General features: G+C 70.9%; 18 protein-coding genes. 9 read left to right on the top strand and 9 right to left on the bottom strand.

All coding sequences use genetic code 11. The annotated features are described in order from the left end of the window. Positions 1 to 23: 23 nt before the first annotated feature. The 3 genes from AC5DRG_RS14730 (at position 24) to AC5DRG_RS14720 (ending at position 3,843) form a co-directional block, all read left to right on the top strand. Positions 24 to 1,682 carry an FAD-dependent oxidoreductase gene (locus tag AC5DRG_RS14730; protein ID WP_491810941.1) on the top strand — a complete coding sequence of 553 codons (1,659 nt, stop codon included), beginning with the start codon at positions 24 to 26 and terminating at the stop codon, positions 1,680 to 1,682. Between the two features lie 727 nt (positions 1,683 to 2,409). Continuing rightward, positions 2,410 to 3,051 carry a hypothetical protein gene (locus AC5DRG_RS14725; RefSeq protein WP_491810940.1) on the top strand — a complete coding sequence of 214 codons (642 nt, stop codon included), beginning with the start codon at positions 2,410 to 2,412 and terminating at the stop codon, positions 3,049 to 3,051. Between the two features lie 111 nt (positions 3,052 to 3,162). Continuing rightward, a complete protein-coding gene (locus AC5DRG_RS14720) occupies positions 3,163 to 3,843 on the top strand; it encodes a class F sortase (protein WP_491810939.1) in 681 nt (226 codons plus the stop codon). Between the two features lie 85 nt (positions 3,844 to 3,928). Here the strand turns inward: AC5DRG_RS14720 and AC5DRG_RS14715 are convergent, their stop codons facing one another. The 4 genes from AC5DRG_RS14715 to lipB form a co-directional block, all read right to left on the bottom strand. Then, complete coding sequence (locus AC5DRG_RS14715) at positions 3,929 to 4,636, bottom strand: DUF4191 domain-containing protein (protein ID WP_491810938.1); 708 nt, start codon at positions 4,634 to 4,636, stop codon at positions 3,929 to 3,931. Positions 4,637 to 4,704: 68 nt separating this feature from the next. Next, positions 4,705 to 4,905 (bottom strand): SCO2195 family GlnR-regulated protein, encoded by a 201-nt coding sequence (locus tag AC5DRG_RS14710; protein WP_491810937.1) that lies wholly within the window; start codon positions 4,903 to 4,905, stop codon positions 4,705 to 4,707. Positions 4,906 to 5,187: 282 nt separating this feature from the next. Beyond that, positions 5,188 to 6,153 (bottom strand): lipoyl synthase, encoded by a 966-nt coding sequence (lipA, locus tag AC5DRG_RS14705; RefSeq protein WP_491810936.1) that lies wholly within the window; start codon positions 6,151 to 6,153, stop codon positions 5,188 to 5,190. A gap of 117 nt (positions 6,154 to 6,270) precedes the next feature. After that, positions 6,271 to 7,068: a lipoyl(octanoyl) transferase LipB gene (gene lipB, locus AC5DRG_RS14700; protein WP_491810935.1), complete on the bottom strand. Its 798-nt coding sequence runs from the start codon at positions 7,066 to 7,068 to the stop codon at positions 6,271 to 6,273. A 239-nt stretch (positions 7,069 to 7,307) separates the two neighbouring features. On the opposite strand from lipB, the gene AC5DRG_RS14695 reads away from it, so the two are divergent. Continuing rightward, a complete protein-coding gene (locus tag AC5DRG_RS14695) occupies positions 7,308 to 8,744 on the top strand; it encodes an NsdA family TPR-like regulatory protein (RefSeq protein ID WP_491810934.1) in 1,437 nt (478 codons plus the stop codon). A 6-nt stretch (positions 8,745 to 8,750) separates the two neighbouring features. Here the strand turns inward: AC5DRG_RS14695 and AC5DRG_RS14690 are convergent, their stop codons facing one another. After that, positions 8,751 to 10,121, bottom strand: a complete 1,371-nt coding sequence (locus AC5DRG_RS14690; protein ID WP_491810933.1) for an NAD(P)/FAD-dependent oxidoreductase — start codon at positions 10,119 to 10,121, stop codon at positions 8,751 to 8,753. Positions 10,122 to 10,280: 159 nt separating this feature from the next. Further along, positions 10,281 to 11,177: a TIGR01777 family oxidoreductase gene (locus AC5DRG_RS14685; RefSeq protein WP_491810932.1), complete on the bottom strand. Its 897-nt coding sequence runs from the start codon at positions 11,175 to 11,177 to the stop codon at positions 10,281 to 10,283. Between the two features lie 59 nt (positions 11,178 to 11,236). On the opposite strand from AC5DRG_RS14685, the gene AC5DRG_RS14680 reads away from it, so the two are divergent. Further along, a complete protein-coding gene (locus tag AC5DRG_RS14680; RefSeq protein WP_491810931.1) occupies positions 11,237 to 11,737 on the top strand; it encodes a GNAT family N-acetyltransferase in 501 nt (166 codons plus the stop codon). A gap of 25 nt (positions 11,738 to 11,762) precedes the next feature. On the opposite strand, the gene AC5DRG_RS14675 is transcribed toward AC5DRG_RS14680, so the two are convergent. After that, positions 11,763 to 12,956, bottom strand: coding sequence for a MarP family serine protease (locus AC5DRG_RS14675; protein ID WP_491810930.1), 1,194 nt, complete (start codon positions 12,954 to 12,956; stop codon positions 11,763 to 11,765). A gap of 279 nt (positions 12,957 to 13,235) precedes the next feature. Here AC5DRG_RS14675 and AC5DRG_RS14670 point away from each other — a divergent pair, with 279 nt between their 5' ends. Continuing rightward, positions 13,236 to 13,973 carry a peptidoglycan recognition protein family protein gene (locus AC5DRG_RS14670; RefSeq protein ID WP_491813040.1) on the top strand — a complete coding sequence of 246 codons (738 nt, stop codon included), beginning with the start codon at positions 13,236 to 13,238 and terminating at the stop codon, positions 13,971 to 13,973. A gap of 18 nt (positions 13,974 to 13,991) precedes the next feature. Here the strand turns inward: AC5DRG_RS14670 and AC5DRG_RS14665 are convergent, their stop codons facing one another. Both AC5DRG_RS14665 and AC5DRG_RS14660 read right to left on the bottom strand, forming a co-directional pair. After that, positions 13,992 to 15,128, bottom strand: a complete 1,137-nt coding sequence (locus AC5DRG_RS14665) for a lipid II:glycine glycyltransferase FemX (protein ID WP_491810929.1) — start codon at positions 15,126 to 15,128, stop codon at positions 13,992 to 13,994. Between the two features lie 55 nt (positions 15,129 to 15,183). Next, a complete protein-coding gene (locus tag AC5DRG_RS14660) occupies positions 15,184 to 15,585 on the bottom strand; it encodes an ATP-binding protein (protein ID WP_491810928.1) in 402 nt (133 codons plus the stop codon). Between the two features lie 83 nt (positions 15,586 to 15,668). Between AC5DRG_RS14660 and AC5DRG_RS14655 the strand changes: the two genes are divergently transcribed. The 3 genes from AC5DRG_RS14655 to AC5DRG_RS14645 are packed head-to-tail and all read left to right on the top strand — an operon-like array spanning position 15,669 to position 16,969. After that, on the top strand, positions 15,669 to 16,481 hold the full coding sequence (locus tag AC5DRG_RS14655) for a helix-turn-helix domain-containing protein (RefSeq protein WP_491810927.1): 813 nt from the start codon (positions 15,669 to 15,671) through the stop codon (positions 16,479 to 16,481). After that, on the top strand, positions 16,478 to 16,693 hold the full coding sequence (locus tag AC5DRG_RS14650; RefSeq protein ID WP_491810926.1) for a DUF397 domain-containing protein: 216 nt from the start codon (positions 16,478 to 16,480) through the stop codon (positions 16,691 to 16,693). The genes AC5DRG_RS14655 and AC5DRG_RS14650 overlap by 4 nt, the downstream gene beginning before the upstream one ends. Positions 16,694 to 16,750: 57 nt before the next feature. Next, entirely contained in the window at positions 16,751 to 16,969 is a 219-nt protein-coding gene (locus AC5DRG_RS14645) for a hypothetical protein (protein WP_491810925.1), read from the top strand.

Raw genomic sequence — 16,969 nt, 5'->3', positions numbered from 1 at the left:
GCAGGTGCCGCTGGAGGCAAACAATGAACCAATCGGAAGAGGCCGACGAGGTCGGTCACCACACGCCCGTCCTCATCGTCGGTGGCTCTTTGGTGGGCCTGTCCACCTCCCTGTTCCTGGGGCGTCTCGGCGTGCCGCACACACTCGTCGAGCGCCACGCGGGCACCTCGATTCATCCACGCGGGCGCGGCAACAACGTGCGCACGATGGAGTTGTTCCGGGTGGCCGGGGTGCAGCGGCGCATCGAGGAGGCCGCGTCGGTCCTGGCGGACAATCACGGCATCCTGCAGACGCCGACCCTGGTGGGCGATGCCGGCGAGTGGCTGTTCAAGGAGATCGACCCCGGCGGCGGGCTCGCCCGCTTCAGCCCCGGCGGGTGGTGCCTGTGCAGCCAGAACGACCTCGAGCCGGTGCTGCTGGAGAGCGCTCGGGAGCTGGGCGGAGACCTGCGGTACTCCACGGAGCTGATGTCGTTTGAGCGGGACCCCGAGGGGGTGACCGCGCGGGTCAAGAGCCGGGACACGGGCGAGCACACCACCATTCGAGCGGACTACCTCGTCGCGGCGGACGGTCCGCGCAGCCCTATCCGCGAGCAGCTCGGCTTCGGGCAGAGCGGCCCGGGCGACCTGTTCCACAACGTGAGCGTCACCTTCACCTCCCGCGGCCTCGCGGACGTCGTCGGTGACCGGCGCTTCATCGTCTGTTACCTGACCAGCCCGGATGCCGATGGGGCCCTCCTGCCGGTCGACAACCGGGAGCGCTGGGTGTTCCACGCCCCCTGGCACCCCGAACACGGCGAGACGCTGGAGGAGTTCACCGACGAGCGGTGCACGGAACACATCCGGCGGGCCACGGGGGTGCCGGATCTCGATGTGCAGATCACCGGCAGAGCCGCCTGGCACGCCGCCGAGAGGGTCGCCGAACGGTACGCGGACGGCCGGGTGTTCCTGGCCGGTGACGCGGCCCATGAGATGTCCCCCACCGGGGCGTTCGGCTCCAACACCGGTATTCAGGACGCGCACAACCTCGCATGGAAGCTGGCCGCCGTGCTGGGCGGCTGGGCCGGCCCCGGTCTCCTGAAGTCGTACGACGCGGAGCGCCGGCCGGTCGCGGAGGCGACGAGTGCCCGCGCCTCGTCGCGATCGGTCGAGCACAGCCACCCCGGGTACACCCCCGGCCCCGGAGCCGGTGGGCCCGCGGGCAAGAAGGGCGGAATCCTCAACGTGGCACTGGGCTACCGCTATCCGCACGGCGCGGTCCTGGGTGCCGATCCGGCGATGCCGGTGGTGCCCGACGGCCTGCGATTGACGGGCGAGCCCGGGAGCCGGGCGCCCCACATGTGGCTGAACCGCGCCGGCACCCGGATCTCCACCCTCGACCTCTACGAACGGTCCCTGGTGCTCCTGAGCTCCGGGGGCGACGCCGGCGGTTGGCACACCGCGGCGACGGGCGTCGCGGAACGGCTGTCCGTGCCGCTCGACTCGTACCGGATCGGCAGCGGGCCCGACTCGGAGCTGTCCCCCGCGAGCGACATGGACTGGGCAGAGGTCCACGGCGTCACCGCAGACGGTGCGGTGCTGGTCCGCCCTGACGGGTTCGTCGCGTGGCGTTCCGAAGGACCGTCAGCGGATCCCGAAACGGCGTTGCGGGAGGCCCTCGCGGCGGTCCTGGACCGGGACTGACAACTCCACTCGCCGCCCTCGGAGCGACAGTTGCTTGGGTTGGCGGCGTACTCTGCCGGCAGGGCGCCGGGGACGATGCCTTCGTCCTCGGCGCCCTGCCCTGTTCTCGCCGGCTCCGCGGCTCGAGCTTGGCGGTCAAGTAGTTTACGGCGAGCGTGAGTTGCCCGAGCGGACTGCTCGCCCTTCGCAAGATTCCCCGGGAGTTGGTGGAGCGCCTGTTGCGGGCGCCCGAGCGCGGCACCCACCGTCCTGGACAGGACTGCTGAGGTGCTGTCAGGGGATTGGCGCCGTGCGCGCGCATCCATGTTGTGCGGCCCTGGCGCCCGTGAGCGGCCGGGCGCCGCTCGCGGGGCAGGCGTTCATCGGACTGTTCGTCAGCTCTCCTGTGGCACCTCTCAGGGACGGTGACACCTTCTCTGATACGGGCGGACAGTTGGAGCGTTTGAGGGAGGGCGTGCGCAGTCGGGTTGCGGCCGATCGGGTTGTACGCACAGCGCGGTGCGGGCCGGGGGGTGACTGCTGTTCCATGGCGAAATGCCTGGTCAGGGATCTCTGGCTCGTCCTGGGGGAGCGGTTGGACGCTGGAGTGGTGTGGTCGCGGGTGGGGCCGGGTGGGCGGCTCGAGTGGTGCGTAGGGCAGGTCTGGCTGACGGTGGATCACGTCGGGGCCGGGTCTCCCGAGCTGACAAAGTGTCAGCTGCCTGGCTGCGGCGGAAGGACTTCTACGATGCGCTCTGCCCGCATTCTCCTCGCTACCGCGACGGCTACGGCCGCTCTCGCGATCGCTGCTCCCGGCGCCTATGCCGCCATCGGGGGCGACTGGGACAACGGTGACTCTTCTTACAGCAAGGAGCAGGACAAGGACGAGCACGGCAAGCCGCACGGCGGCGTGCACACCGGTGGCGGCGCGCTGACCGCGATCAGCGGAGACGACTGGACCAAGGACGAGAGCAAGAAGGACGGCGAGAAGGGCAAGGACGAGCACGGCAAGCCGCACGGCGGCGTGCACACCGGTGGCGGCGCGCTGACCGCGATCAGCGGAGACGACTGGACCAAGGACGAGAGCAAGAAGGACGGCGAGAAGGGCAAGGACGAGCACGGCAAGCCGCACGGCGGCGTGCACACCGGTGGCGGCGCGCTGACCGCGGTCAGCGGAGACGACTGGACCAAGGACGGGAGCAAGAAGGACGGCGAGAAGGGCAAGGACTCCTGGAGCTCCGAGCACGACAAGCCCAGCGGTGGCATGCACACCGGTGGCGGCGGGCTCGCGACGCCGGGTGTCACGGCCGGCGGGCTGGCGGTCCTGGCGGTCGGCGCCGCGGGTGCGTATGCGATGCGCCGCAAGAGTGTCGCCGACGGCGTGTCCTGACCGATGCCCGTCATAGCAGCCGCGGCCGCCGCCTGAGCACATTGCGGCGGCCCGGCTGTCTTTCCTTTGTGCTGTTCCCCGCTCTGCTGTGATCTAGTGAGGTGGTGCCCGATGGCAGCCCGGTTGCCTTCCCCTGCTGAGACTGAGTCCGTGCCGTCCGGGCAGCGCTACAGCCCAGGCGTGACGTTGATCGTGTGTTCCGTCGGAATCCTGGTCCTCCTGGCCCTGAGCCTGTTCGGCGGTCATGACGAGCCGTCCGATGCCTCCCCTGCGCCGCGGGCCGCAGCGGCGCTCGCGCCGCCGTCGCCGTCGTTGGCCGCGCCGCCGACGGGAAAGCATCTGCCGCGGGCCAGGCCGACGCGGCTGCTCATCCCGGAGATCTCGGTGAATGCCCCCTTCGTCGACCTCGCCATCGGCCCCTCGGGGCGGCTTGACCCCCCGCCCGCCGACAACGTGAACTTGGTCGGCTGGCAGGCCGACGGCGTGTCCCCGGGAGAGGCGGGTACCTCGATCATCGCCGGGCATGTCGACACGACAACGTCCCCCGCGGTGTTCGCAGGCCTCAGCGAGCTGAAGAAGGGGGACCGCTTCGCCGTCGAAAGGGCCGACGGGCGCACGGCCTCCTTCGTGGTCGACAGCGTCGAGACGTTCGCGAAGGACAACTTCCCCGACCGGCGCGTGTACGCCGACACCCCTCAGGCCCAGGTTCGGTTGATCACCTGCGCTGGTGAATACGACCGTGCCGTGAAGGACTACACCGACAACCTGGTGGTCTTCGCCCACCTCGTGTGAACCGCCGGCGTTCGCCCGCCTCATGGGAAGAACACCTCACCCCCTGACGCTCATGGAGATGAGCGCCAGGGGGTGAGGCCTGGTGTCATCCTCGCGGCGTCCGGGGGGGACGGCCGCCAAGGCCACGGCCGGGAATCGGACCCTTCGGCACCGGCATGTTGCTCATCAGGTCGCCCATCGCGCGCAGCCGGTCGTTGGTCGCGGTCACCTGGGGGCCGGCCAGTACGCGCGGCAGCTTCAGCATGGCCGTGCGGAGCTTCTTCAGCTCGACTTGGCCTTCGCCCGTGCCCACGAGAATGTCGTGCACCGGTACGTCCGCGACGATGCGGGCCATCTTCTTCTTCTCGGCGGCCAGCAGGGTCTTCACCCGGTTCGGGTTGCCCTCGGCGACCAGGACGATGCCGGCCTTGCCGACGGCGCGGTGCACCACGTCCTGGCTGCGGTTCATCGCCACCGCGGGGGTCGTCGTCCAGCCTCGGCCGATGTTGTCGAGCACGGCCGCGGCGGCGCCGGGCTGTCCCTCCATCTGCCCGAAGGCGGCCCGCTCGGCCCGGCGTCCGAAGACGATCGCCATCGCGAGGAAGGCGAGCAGGAGTCCGAGAATGCCCAGATAGATGGGGTGCCCGATCAAGAAGCCGATCGCGAGGAAGACACCAATGGTGACGATTCCGACAGCCGCGAGTACAAGACCGATCTTCTTGTCGGCCCTGCGGGTCATCTTGTAGGTCAGAGCGATCTGCTTGAGTCGCCCGGGGTTCGCAGCGTCGTCCGCTGCCGTGTCCTTCCTCGCCATGTCACGCAGTCTACGTGGCGCCGGGAGCGCCGACGACGGCAGTGCCCGGCGGAAGGGGAGAGACGGGGTCAGGGGCGGCCGACGAGGCTCTGCTCCAGGACGCGCTGCGCCTCGACCCGGTCCTTGGCGCGGCGGCGGTCCTCCAGGACGGAGGTCCAGGCGTTGCGGCGGGCGGTGCGCTGACCGCTGCTCATGAGCAGCGACTCGACGGCGCGGAGTGCGTCGGTGATGGACGGGATCGCGGTGGCGCTGACGGGTGCGGCCTGCATGGTGGAGGTCCCCCCTCGGAACGGCTGCGGGTCTACGTGGCGTGAGTCCAGGGTCACTGATTGGTGTTACCAGGGCGTGACCGACCGGTCAAACGCCAATGAAGCCTTGATGCGGAGGCCGAAAACACTGACGCGGCCCTGATGGGTGCCCTCACCTGCGAGGACGTTCAGGGCCGCGTCGGCAGCACTTACTACTCACGGGTAGCTGCTTGTGCGCGAATTCACACGTTTGCCCTCATGGCGTGGAGCCGTACGGGGCAAGGGAAGTGACGGTACGTCAGCTCAGACGGCCTGCGAGGCGACGTACGCACCGCGCTTCTCGACGGCCATCTGGTACAGCCGACCGGCGCGGTACGACGAACGTACCAGCGGACCGGACATGACACCGGAGAAACCGATCTGCTCGGCCTCCTCCTTCAGCTCAACGAACTCGTGCGGCTTGACCCAGCGCTCCACGGGGTGGTGGCGCACCGACGGGCGCAGGTACTGGGTGATCGTGATCAGCTCGCAGCCCGCCTCGTGCAGCTGGCGGAGTGCCTCACTGACCTCCTCGCGGGTCTCGCCCATGCCGAGGATCAGGTTCGACTTCGTGACCAGACCGTAGTCGCGGGCCTCGGTGATGACCTTGAGGGAGCGGTCGTAGCGGAAGCCGGGGCGGATGCGCTTGAAGATGCGGGGGACCGTCTCGACGTTGTGCGCGAAGACCTCGGGGCGGGAGGCGAAGACCTCCCGGAGCAGCTCCGGGACCGCGTTGAAGTCGGGGGCGAGGAGCTCGACCTTGGTGCGGCCGGCCTCGCGGGCGGCCGTCTGCTCGTGGATCTGGCGGACCGTCTCGGCGTACAGCCAGGCGCCGCCGTCCTCCAGGTCGTCGCGCGCGACACCCGTGATCGTGGCGTAGTTGAGGTCCATCGTGACCACGGACTCGCCCACGCGGCGCGGCTCGTCGCGGTCGAGCGCCTCGGGCTTGCCGGTGTCGATCTGGCAGAAGTCGCAGCGCCGGGTGCACTGGTCGCCGCCGATGAGGAAGGTCGCCTCGCGGTCCTCCCAGCACTCGTAGATGTTGGGGCAGCCGGCTTCCTGGCAGACCGTGTGCAGGCCCTCGCTTTTGACGAGGCCCTGCATCTTCGTGTACTCGGGACCCATTTTCGCCCGGGTCTTGATCCACTCGGGCTTGCGCTCGATGGGGGTCTGGGCGTTCCGGACCTCCAGGCGCAGCATCTTGCGTCCGTCGGGTGCGACTGCGGACACGATGGGCTCCCTGTAACTTCGATTCTTCGGCGTACACCAGGGTACGCCCGTGAGTTTTGGTCTCCGAGATGGGCCAACCCTGGGGAACAGGGGCCCATTCCCGTAGGGCTGCGAGGACTACGCCGACGCCCGCTCGATCTCCCGCGGCTTCAGTTCCGCATGCTCCAGTACGTCCTTCAGGTGCCGTTCGGCCACCGGCAGGACCTCGTCGATCGTGACGTCGCGGCCCAGCTCGGCCGCCAGCGAGGCGACGCCGGCGTCGCGGATGCCACACGGGATGATGCGGTCGAACCACTTGTTGTCGGGGTTCACGTTCAGCGCGAAGCCGTGCATCGTGACGCCCTTGGCGACGCGGATGCCGATCGCCGCGATCTTGCGGTCCTCGCGGCGCTGGCCGGCGTTGGAGGGGGCGTACTCGGGGCCGTTGAGACGGGGGTCGAACTCCTCGTCCTGCAGGCGTGGGTCGAAGTCCAGGGACAAGCCGCCGAGCAGCGGGCGCCGCTCCACCGGATCGCCGAGCACCCACACCCCGCTGCGGCCCTCGACCCGGGTGGTCTCCAGGCCGAACTCCGCGCACGTGCGGATCAGGGCGTCCTCCAGGCGTCGTACATGCGCCACCACGTCCACCGGGCGCGGGAGCTTCTGGATGGGGTAGCCCACCAGCTGGCCCGGACCGTGCCAGGTGATCTTGCCGCCGCGGTCCACGTCGATGACCGGGGTGCCGTCAAGGGGGCGCTCGTTGTCCGCGGTGCGCCGGCCCGCCGTGTAGACCGGGGGGTGCTCCAGGAGCAGGACCGTGTCGGGGACCTCGTCCGCGAACCGCGCCGCGTGCACCCGGCGCTGCTCGTCCCAGGCCTCCTGGTACTCGACGGCGTCCGCGCCGAATCCCATACGGACGAACCGCAACTCGCTCACGGCAAGTGCCTCCTCGCAGGTCGGTGTGTCAGGCACGTAATGGGCTCAAGCCACTGTACGTCCGCTCGATGCCCGTCAGCTCTGGGGCCAATCCTCACACGATCGGATGAATGGGCGGCGAAGCGTGCGACCGGGTGCTTACTCTCCGCTACATTCGCGCCGTTCACAGAGGCCATAAGGGCTGCTCACAGGCAATCCAGGCACGTCACGTGCCTGGAAGGCAGGAGACCGCACCGCAGATGACGGAACGACCCGCGCAGCGCACTCCCAATCGCCAGCTCGCCGCGCTCATCGCAGAAGCGGGGTTCTCCAACGCAGGTCTCGCCCGTCGCGTGGACCAGCTCGGCCTCGAACACGGACTCGATCTCAGATACGACAAGACATCGGTCACCCGCTGGCTGCGCGGGCAGCAGCCCAGAGGGACGACGCCCGCGCTCATCGCCGAGGTCTTCACCCGGCGGCTCGGGCGCCGCCTCACCGCCCAGGACCTCGGCCTCGACGCCTGCGCGCCCGTCTACGCGGGCCTCGAATTCGCGGGCACCCCGGAAGAGGCCGTCGACATCGTCAGCGGGCTGTGGCGCAAGGACTCCGGCAGTCATGCCGAGCTCCGCAAGATCGCGTTCACCGCGGCCGGCCTGGTCGTCCCCAGCCGGGACTGGCTGATCGGCCGCGCCGACGAGAAGGTGAGCCGCGGCGAACCCCCGGCCCGCGTACCCCCGCAGGGCCGCCCGGCCGTACCCCGCCAGCGGGGCCAGGCCGAACGCGGCCCCGGACAGAAGGTCACCGGCGGCGACATCGCCGCCCTGCGCTCCGTCGGCGAGCTCTTCCGCACCCTCGACAACGCCTACGGCGGCGGCCACGCCCGCCAGGCCCTCGTCCGCTACCTGGAACACGAGGCCGAGCCCATGCTGCGCGGCACCTACGGCGAACAGACGGGCCGCCGCCTCTTCGCCGCCGCCGCCGACCTGACCAGGCTCGCCGGCTGGACCTCGTACGACATCGCCGCGCACGGACTCGCGCAGCGGTACTTCGTGCAGGCGTTGCGGCTCGCGCAGGCGGCCGGGGACCGGGCGTACGGCTCCTATGTGCTCGTGACCATGAGCAGACAGGCCGTCTATCTCGGGCACGGGCGGGAGGCCGTGCAGCTCGCGCGTGTGGCGCAGCAGGGGGTCGGGACGACCGGGCCGCCCGTCGTGCAGGCGCTGCTGCATGCCGCCGAGGCGCGTGGGCACGGGGTGCTCGGTGAGGTGCGGGCCTGTACGGCGTCGCTCGTGCGGGCCGAGCGGTCCTTGGAGGCGGCCCGGCCCGGGGACGACGTGCCGTACTGGGCGCGGTTCTTCGACGAGGCGCAGATGGCCGACGAGTTCGGGCACGCGCATCGTGACCTTCAGCAGTTCCGGGCGGCCGCCCAGCATGCGGAGCGCTCCCTGCAGTTGCGTGCGCCCGCCTTCGCTCGCAGTCGGTTGTTCTGCCGGGTTGTGCTCGCCTCCGCCCGGTTGGGCCTTGGCGAGCTCGACCAGGCTTGCCAGTTGGGGGCGGAGGCGGCCGGCGCCGCCGCGGAGATGCGGTCCGTTCGTGCGGTCGAGTATGTGCGGGACTTCGAGCGGAGGTTGGAGCCGTACAAGGACGCGGCGCCTGTGCGGGGGTATCGGGACAAGGTCGCTGCGCTGGGGTAGGGGGTTTCAGGCGGCCCGTGCTGTGGGGAGCGGGTCCGCCCTGTGCATCGAGCCCGCCGCTCCCAGGTCCCGCAGGATCGCCGTCGACGCCCGGTGGGCCGAGTGCAGGGCGCCCTGGACCGTGCTGGTGTCGCGGTGGTCGCCGCAGACGTACAGGCCTGCCAGGAGGCGTACCGGGCGGCGCACGTCGTGCGGGGGGCGCATCGCCGGGACCGCCTCTCGTGTGTGGTGGACGGCGAGGGTTTCCCAGCGGGTGGTCGAGGTGGCGTAGAGGCGGGACAGGTGGGTGCGTACGGCGGTTTCGACGTCCGGTGGGGGAGGGCCCAGGACGGTCGAGGAGATCAGGGCGCGGCCTGCGGGGGCGCGGGTCGGGTCCACCCGGCTGATGACCGCCGTGTGCGCTACCGGGCCGCCGCGGTCCGCGTCGAGCAACAGCGACGCGCCGGTTGTGGTCGGGGGCTCGTCCGTCGTGTGGTGGACCACCGTCACCGGGTGGAAGTCCGGTACGCGCAGGCCGGGGAGGAGGTCGGCGGCGGCGCGGGCGTCGGTCGCGAGGAGGACTGCGCGGCAGGGGATCTCGCCGTGCTCGGCGGTGGTCACCGAGGTCGTGGAGACCGCGGTGACGCGGACGCCCGTGCGGACCGTGCCGGGCGGCAGGGAGCGGGCGAGCAGTTCCGGCAGCATCTCGGCGCCGCCCTCCGGCACGCACAGGTGGCCGCTCGCGAAGGCGCGCAGCGCCAGGTCGGCGCACCGGCTGGACGTGGTGAGTTCCGGGTCGCACAGCAGGGCGGCGAGCAGGGGGCGCAGGAACCCGGCGATCGTGCGGGCCGGGACTCCGCGTGCCGCGAGGGTCCGGCGGGCCGGTGACTCGGCGCGGGCCAGGAGGCGGTCGACGGGCGTGGCGGCGATGCGGGCGAGGGCCGCGGTGAGCCGGGCCTGGTCGACGGCGGTGCCCAGGGGGGCGCCCGAGGGCGTGGCCGTGATCCGGGGGGCGCTTGCCAGGGCGCGCACGGTGTGGAGTGCGCCCTTCGTGCTCCCTCCGGCCGCCGGGGCGCCCGCGCGATGGTGGCGCCCGTCGCTGTGCAGCAGGACGCCCGCCGCGAAGGGGCGCAGGACGAGCGCGTCGAGCCCTGGGGTCAGGGTCAGTTCGGGGTACGACGTGGAGAGGAGCTGGCCGATCCGGTCGAGTCGGAAGCCGTCGACCTTCTCGGTCGACATCCGGCCGCCGACGTAAGGGGCGGCCTCCAGGACCGCGGTCCTTACTCCGGCGCTGGTCAGCCGATGCGCTGCCGAGAGTCCGGCGACCCCGGCTCCCACGATGACGACTTCCGCTACGACATCGGCGACGACGTCCGCCTGATACGCGGGTTCAAGCACGTGCCCCTCCTCGACGTTGAGCGGCCGGTGGGGACGTCATGCCCCCAACGGACTTCGGGGATACCCGGGTTCTGGTCGAGGTTAGGGCCGTGATCGGTCAAGGGAGGTCGCGCATACGCAGGGCACGGTCGCACAGCGGTCGCATACGGTCGCAGTGTGTCACGTCGCCGCGCGGATCGCTCCCTCGATGTCCGGGAACGCGAACCGGAAGCCCGACTCCAACAGTCGCGTCGGCAGCACCCGTTGGCTGCCCAGCACGTCCCCCGACAGCTCGCCGAGCACCAGCCGCAGGGCCGGCGCCGGCACGGCGAAGAGCGTCGGCCGGCGCAGCACGCGCCCCATCGCCGCGGTGATCTCACGGTTGGTCAGCGGCTGCGGGGCGGTCAGGTTGAACGGCCCGGACAGACCGTCGGTGTCGATGAGATGCCGGATCGCGGCCACCTCGTCGTGCAGCGAGATGAACGACCAGTACTGCCGCCCGTTGCCCATCCGCCCGCCGAGCCCGGCCTTGAACAGCGGGAACAGCTTGCCCCAGGCCCCGCCCTCGCGGGCCACCACCAGCCCCGTCCGCGCGAACACCGTCCGTACGCCCGCCTCCTGCGCGGCGGCCGTCGCCTCCTCCCACTCCACGCACAGCGAGGGTAGGAAGCCGTCCCCGGGAGGCGCCTCCTCGTCGACCGCGCGCTCGCCGGTGTCGCCGTAGAAGCCGATCGCGCTGCCGTTCACGAAGACCCGTGGCGGCACGTCGAGCGAGGCGACGGCCTCCGCGAGCGCCGCCGTGCCGAGGACCCGGCTGTCGCGGATCTTCTTGCGGTACGCGTCCGTCCAGCGGTGGTCGCCGATCCCGGCCCCCGCCAGATTGACCACGGCGTCGCACCCGACGAGCCCGGCCGCGTCCACGTACTGGCCCTCCGGATCCCAGCAGACCTCGCCGCTGTCCCCGGCCGACCGGCGCACCAGCCGCACCACCTCATGCCCGTCCGCGGTCAGGGACCGCACCAGCGCACTGCCGACGAGACCGGACGCACCGGCCACCGCGATTCGCCTACGTTCCATGCGCCCATCCTCCGCCACCGCTCCGGGCGTTGTCGTATCCCCCTCGTACAGTGAATGTCATGCGTGAGCCGTACCAGCCCTACATACGCACTGCCCTGCCCGACGACGAGGAGGAACTCGGCCGGCTCGACCGGGACACCTGGTCACACCTGCACGCGGTCACCCCCCGGGCCGAGCCGCCCTACGCGCCCTTCTTCGACGAGCGTCACCCGGCCGGCGACTGTCTGGTCGCCGAGCGCCACGGGCGCCTGCTCGGTTATGTCCGGCTGGGCTTCCCCACGCCGCTCGCCGCCAACACGCATGTGCGGCAGGTGCAGGGGCTCGCCGTCGCCGAAGAGGCCCGCGGCAAGGGCGTCGGCCGGGCGCTGATCCGGGCCGTCGTCGACGAGGCGCGCAAGCGTGGTGCCCGCCGCATCACCCTGCGCGTCCTGGGCCACAACACCCCGGCCCGCAAGCTGTACGAGTCGGAGGGCTTCGTGGTGGAGGGGGTCCAGCCGGAGGAGTTCTGGCTGGACGGGGCGTATGTGGACGACGTGATGATGGGGCGCTTCCTGCAGTGAGCCTCAGTTGGAGATGCTGTGAGCCTCAGCTCGTGATGAGGTCGCCCGTGTCCACCGCCGCCGTGGCGTTCGCCGCGCTCTTCGCGTCGGGGGCGACCTCGGCCGCCGTCAGGACGTAGCCCGTCTCGTCGTCGGAGGTGGAGCGGGCGAAGACGACGCCGTAGACCTCGCCCTCGATGGTCAGGAGGGGGCCGCCGGAGTTGCCGGGGCGGACGGTCGAGCGGATCGAGTAGATCTCGCGGGTGACCGTGTCGTCGTTGTAGATGTTCTGGCCCGTCGCGTCGACCCGGTTCGCCACCGTCGCCGCCTGGAGATTCAGGTCGCCGTCCTGCGGATAGCCCGCGACCACGGCCGAGTCGCCGCGCGCGGCACTGTCGTCGAAGCGCAGGACGGGGGCTCGCAGATCGGGGACGTAGAGGACTGCCACGTCCTTGTCGGGGTCGAACAGCACCACCCGCGCGTCGTACGACCGTCCGACGCCGCCGACCCGGACGCTCGGGTTGTCGATGCCGGCCACCACGTGCGCGTTGGTCATCACATGCCGCGCCGCGTACACGAACCCGCTGCCCTCGCGGCCCTGGGTGCCCGAGGCGCCCTCGATCTTCACCGTGGAGAGCTTGGCCGCGTTCGTGGCGCTCGCCGTGACGCTGTCGCCGGAGGGCTTGGCCACCTCGGCCGTCGACTCGCTCTCGAACGGGTTGAAGACCTGCGGGAAGCCCGCCTCGGTGAGCGCCGAGGTGGCCCGCGAGAACCAGGTCGGCGTGGTGTCCGGCATCGTGTTCTGCACGGCGCCCAGCAGCCGGGATTCACGGATCGCCGTCGTCAGCAGCGGGGACGAGGACGCGCCCAGGACGCTCGCCGCCACCCACGCCACGATCAGCACCGCCGCCGTGTTCGCCACGGCCCCGCCGACCCCGTCGGCCAACCGCAGCGGACGGAGACTGGCACCGTCCAGCTCGCGCCGCAGCTTCAGCGCGAGGCGCCCCGCCAGCTCGTGCCCCACCACCGCCGGGACCAGCACCGTGAGCACCGCGGTGACCGTCGCCGTCGTCGTCCCCGGTGTCGCCAGGTCCATCATCCAGGGCAGCACCCACACACCGATGATCGCGCCGCCCACGAACCCGGCGAGCGAGACACAGCCGGCCACCAGACCGCGCCGGTAGCCGGAAGCCGCGTACAGGAGGATCACCAGCACAAGCAGGATGTCGAGCAGGTCCACGAGGCCGCCTTTCTCTCGGACCCGTTAATACGTGGGGAACGGGTCCAGTGATCAGTGGGGATGGCGCCGGTGATCAGCCGCGCACGCGTGACGTATGGGATCCGGCCACGCGCGCGTGTACCTCCAGAAACGCCCCGGACCAGGACGTTGGTTCCACCAGGTGGCACAACACACATCGCGGGCGGAGCGGATCCGTTCGACAGTGGGTCCATGCGTGTCTTCCGAAGAGCGCGGGGGGCACGGAGAGAGCGTCCGCTCCGCATACAGAGCGCCGCCTGGCTGCTGCTCGGCGCCGTGCCCGGGCTCGCCGCCGGCACCGCCCTCGCGCTGTGCGCGACCGGCGTCGACCGCACGGGCGCCGGCCCCCCGCCGCAGGCCGCGGCCCGCCCCGCCGTCCTGCACCCTGCCGCCAAGCCGCACATCGTGCCCAGATCGGTCTGGCTGGACGACATCTCACGCCACACCCAGCCGCCACCGCGCCACGACGACAAGGTCGTCGCGGTCTTCATCCACCACACCGACTCGCCCAACGGCTACGACTGCGCCGACGCGCCCCGCATCATCCGCTACCTCTACGCGGGCCAGACCGGCACCCGCCAGTGGGACGACATCGGCTACAACTTCCTCGTCGACCGCTGCGGCACCGTCTACGAGGGCCGCGCCGGCGGCGTCGCCCGCCCCGTCACCGGCGCCCACACCCAGGGCTTCAACCACCGCACCGCCGGCATCGCCGCCCTCGGCACCTTCACCGCGGGCGTGTCCGTGCCGCAGCCGATGGTCGACGCGATCGCCCGGCTCGCCGCCTGGAAACTCGCCCTCTCCGACACCGACCCGCGCACGCACGTGCGGCTCGTCTCCAGCAACGGCCTCAGCCGCTACGCCGCCGGCACCACCGCCGTCCTGCCCGCCCTCGCGGGCCACAAGGACGCCTTCATGACAAGCTGCCCCGGCGCCGCCCTCACCGCCCTCCTGCCGGCCATCAGGGAGGAGGCGGCGCGGCTGCAGGGCAGGAGATGACCTGCGGGTCAGTGCGGGTCAACTACCGCCCCTGCGCCCGAGGTACACCCCCAACGCCTTCTGCAGCACCTTGCCCTGGCTGCCCACCGCCAGTTCCCACTCCCCGAGGTACTCCACGGCCCGGCCGCCCGCCCCCGTCTTGAAGAGGAGCCGGCCCCGCAGGCGGTCCTCGGAGAGGGCGGGGGTGATGGAGCGCAGGTCGTACATCTCGGCGCCCGCCGCTCTCGCGTCGCACAGCATCCGCCACAACAGCAGGCTGCTGGGCCGCAGTTCGCGCCCCCGGCGGCCGGACGCGGCGTACGAGTGCCAGACCCGGGAGCCGACGTTGATCATGAGCGCGGCGGAGAGCACCTCGCCGTCGGACTCCGCGAGGTAGAGCCGTACCCGGTCCTTGTCCTCGGCGTTCAGGGCGTGCCACATGCGCCCGAAGTAGGCCGGTGGACGCGCCCGGAACCCGTCGCGCTCGGCGGTCGCGGTGTAGAGCCGGTAGAACTCGCGCAGGTCGGCGACCGTGCCCCAGCCGACGTGCACACCCGACCGCTCGGCCGTCCGCAGGGCATCCGCCCAGTGCGGTGCGAGGGCCTCGCGCAGGTCGTCCTCCGAGCGCCCCGCCAACGGGATCTGGCAGCCGTAGCGCGGCTGGCCGAGCCCGAAGCCGCTGCCGTCCTCCTCGTCGCACCGCCGCCACCCGAGCCGCCGCAAGCGCTCCGCGGCGTCCAGCGCGTACCCGTCGATGCCGGCCGGGGGCAGATCGTGCAGATGGCTTACGTCGGGGTCGGCGATGCCCGCCGTGACGGTGGGCGCGTCCCAGTGGCGTACGACGAGGGGCGGCCCCATCCGGACCGAGAACGCCCCGATCCGCTTCAGGTGGGCGATGAGCGGGTCCAGCCACCGCTCAAGCCGCGGGGACCGCCAGTCGATCGCGGGCCCGTCGGGAAGGTAGGCGAGATAACGCCGGGTCCGAGGCAGCGGCCGGTACAGGACGAGCGCCGCCGCGACCATGGTGTCGCCCTCGAACCAGCCGACGCTCTCCGGCAGCCAGTCGGACTTCACGTCGCCCCACTCGGGGATCTGGAGGTGACTCGCGTCGGGGTGCAGCCGCAGATGGGCCAGGTGCTCCTGGCGCGGGATCTCCCGCACGTACAGGCTGGTCATGGGCAGGGCACTCCTGTTCGGGGCGGCCACCGTAGGCAGGGGACCACGGGCCCGGTCAAGAGTTCACGGCAGTGAACTGCGCCCACACCTGCTTACCGCCCCTCCTGGGCGTGACGCCCCAGACATCTGCCACGGACGCGATCAGGAAGATGCCCCGCCCGCTCTCCGTATCCCAGTCGGGCTCGGTGTACCAGACGGGCAGTACAGGCGAACGATCGCCGACGCTCACCCGAACCCCACCTTCCGGAAGCGTGCTCAGCCGCAGCTCGCACGCCGGGGACTCCACGTGGCGATGGACGTTCGCCAGCATCTCGGTCACGCACAGCGCTGCCGCGTCGACGAGTTCGGCGTACCCCCAGTCCTCCAGCTGCGCCCGGACGACACGACGTACGGCGGCGAACCGCTCGGGTTCCGCGAGGAGTTGAAGCACCACTTCGGGTGGCGATTGCGTGTGCATGCCCTCACAGTGCGTGAGTAATGGCTGGCCTGACCAGGACTGTCGGTGGCACACAAGGGAGTGTGCGGGCAAGGGGGTTCGCTGTGCAGGACGGTGTCGAGGGCTCTTCGAGCATGCGGATGTTCGGGGCGGTGGTGCGTGCGCTGCGGGATGCACAGGGCGGTACGCGCGAGCAGTTGGGTGCGTTTGTGGGGTACTCGGCGTCGCAGGTGGCGATGGTGGAGCGCGGGGAGCGGATGCCGAGCGCGAAGTTCGTGGCCAGGTCGGCGGAGTTCCTTCGGCAGAAGGAGGCGATCGAGGCTGCGGCGGCGCATCTGGAGAGGCGGAGGTATCCGTCTTGGTTCGACGACTACGTGGAGAGGGAGGTGCAGGCCGTCAGTCTGTGGTCGTACGACACCCACGTGTTCAAGGGGCTCGTGCAGACCGAGGATTACGCGCGAGCCGTGCTCAGTGCCCGCGTTCCTGTTCTGGACGATGAGGAGATCGAACTCCGGGTGCAGGCCCGCATGGCTCGGCAGGCGCTCCTGACCCGCACACCGCCCGTGTCGCTGGCCCTGGTCATCGAGGAGTGGGTTCTCAGGCGTCCTGTGGGTGGACGGGCGGTCCTCCGGGGGCAGTTGGAGCGGCTGCTGGAGCTCGGCGAGAAGCGGAACATCTCGATCCAGGTCATGCCGACCGAGCTTGAGTCCCACGCCGGGTTCAACGGTGCGTGGACGTTGCTGGAGACACCCGAGCGGGAGTGGGTCGCGTACGTTGAGGGTCAGGCCGGAGGCCTGGTGATCGACGACCGCGAAGAAGTCAGCGCGATGTTCCAGCGGTTTGGCATGATCCGATCTCAGGCGCTCCCGCCGGGGGAGTCAGCGAAGTTGATCGAGGGGTTGGTGAACGAACTGTGAACACCGCAGATCTCGCGTGGTTCAAGTCCAGCTACAGCGGAGATGCGGGCGGCGATTGCCTTGAAGTCGCCGTCCAACACCCCGCCCCCGCCTCCACCATCCACATCCGCGATTCCAAGGCCAAGTCCGGCCCCACGCTCGCCCTTTCCTCCGACGCATGGACGACTTTCCTGAACTCCACGCTCACAGGTTTCTCGCAGGCAGCTCACTGAGTCCCCCGAGGCAGCCTCCCTATCGTCATGCACACGCACTGACTGGAGGTGGGGATCATGAAGAGCACTGACACCGGAACCCGCACATGGAGCGAGACCGCCCGCGGCCCCTGGGCCGTCGTCTGTGCGGTCGCGGCCGTCATCCTCGGCCCGGCCGCGGTCACCGCATCCGCGCTGGACCAGGCGAACGCGGCGCCGATGTACCACGCGGTGAGGGCGGACCAGACGCAGGCGTACATCCCGTCGGACACGAGCCGTCGCCGCACCACGGCGTGA

It is taken from the genome of Streptomyces sp. JLBG701 (genome assembly GCF_058544905.1).
The sequence above is the reverse complement of the archived record's forward strand: the minus strand, read 5'-3'. Positions and strand labels throughout refer to the sequence as shown.

What these genes read in the sequence shown, in the direction of transcription:
- AC5DRG_RS14730 (WP_491810941.1), top strand. Translation starts at nt 24, where the DNA reads ATGAACCAATCGGAAGAGGCCGACGAGGTCGGTCACCACACGCCCGTC.
- AC5DRG_RS14725 (WP_491810940.1), top strand. Translation starts at nt 2,410, where the DNA reads ATGCGCTCTGCCCGCATTCTCCTCGCTACCGCGACGGCTACGGCCGCT.
- AC5DRG_RS14720 (WP_491810939.1), top strand. Translation starts at nt 3,163, where the DNA reads ATGGCAGCCCGGTTGCCTTCCCCTGCTGAGACTGAGTCCGTGCCGTCC.
- AC5DRG_RS14715 (WP_491810938.1), bottom strand. Translation starts at nt 4,636, where the DNA reads ATGGCGAGGAAGGACACGGCAGCGGACGACGCTGCGAACCCCGGGCGA.
- AC5DRG_RS14710 (WP_491810937.1), bottom strand. Translation starts at nt 4,905, where the DNA reads ATGCAGGCCGCACCCGTCAGCGCCACCGCGATCCCGTCCATCACCGAC.
- AC5DRG_RS14695 (WP_491810934.1), top strand. Translation starts at nt 7,308, where the DNA reads ATGACGGAACGACCCGCGCAGCGCACTCCCAATCGCCAGCTCGCCGCG.
- AC5DRG_RS14685 (WP_491810932.1), bottom strand. Translation starts at nt 11,177, where the DNA reads ATGGAACGTAGGCGAATCGCGGTGGCCGGTGCGTCCGGTCTCGTCGGC.
- AC5DRG_RS14680 (WP_491810931.1), top strand. Translation starts at nt 11,237, where the DNA reads ATGCGTGAGCCGTACCAGCCCTACATACGCACTGCCCTGCCCGACGAC.
- AC5DRG_RS14665 (WP_491810929.1), bottom strand. Translation starts at nt 15,128, where the DNA reads ATGACCAGCCTGTACGTGCGGGAGATCCCGCGCCAGGAGCACCTGGCC.
- AC5DRG_RS14660 (WP_491810928.1), bottom strand. Translation starts at nt 15,585, where the DNA reads ATGCACACGCAATCGCCACCCGAAGTGGTGCTTCAACTCCTCGCGGAA.
- AC5DRG_RS14645 (WP_491810925.1), top strand. Translation starts at nt 16,751, where the DNA reads ATGAAGAGCACTGACACCGGAACCCGCACATGGAGCGAGACCGCCCGC.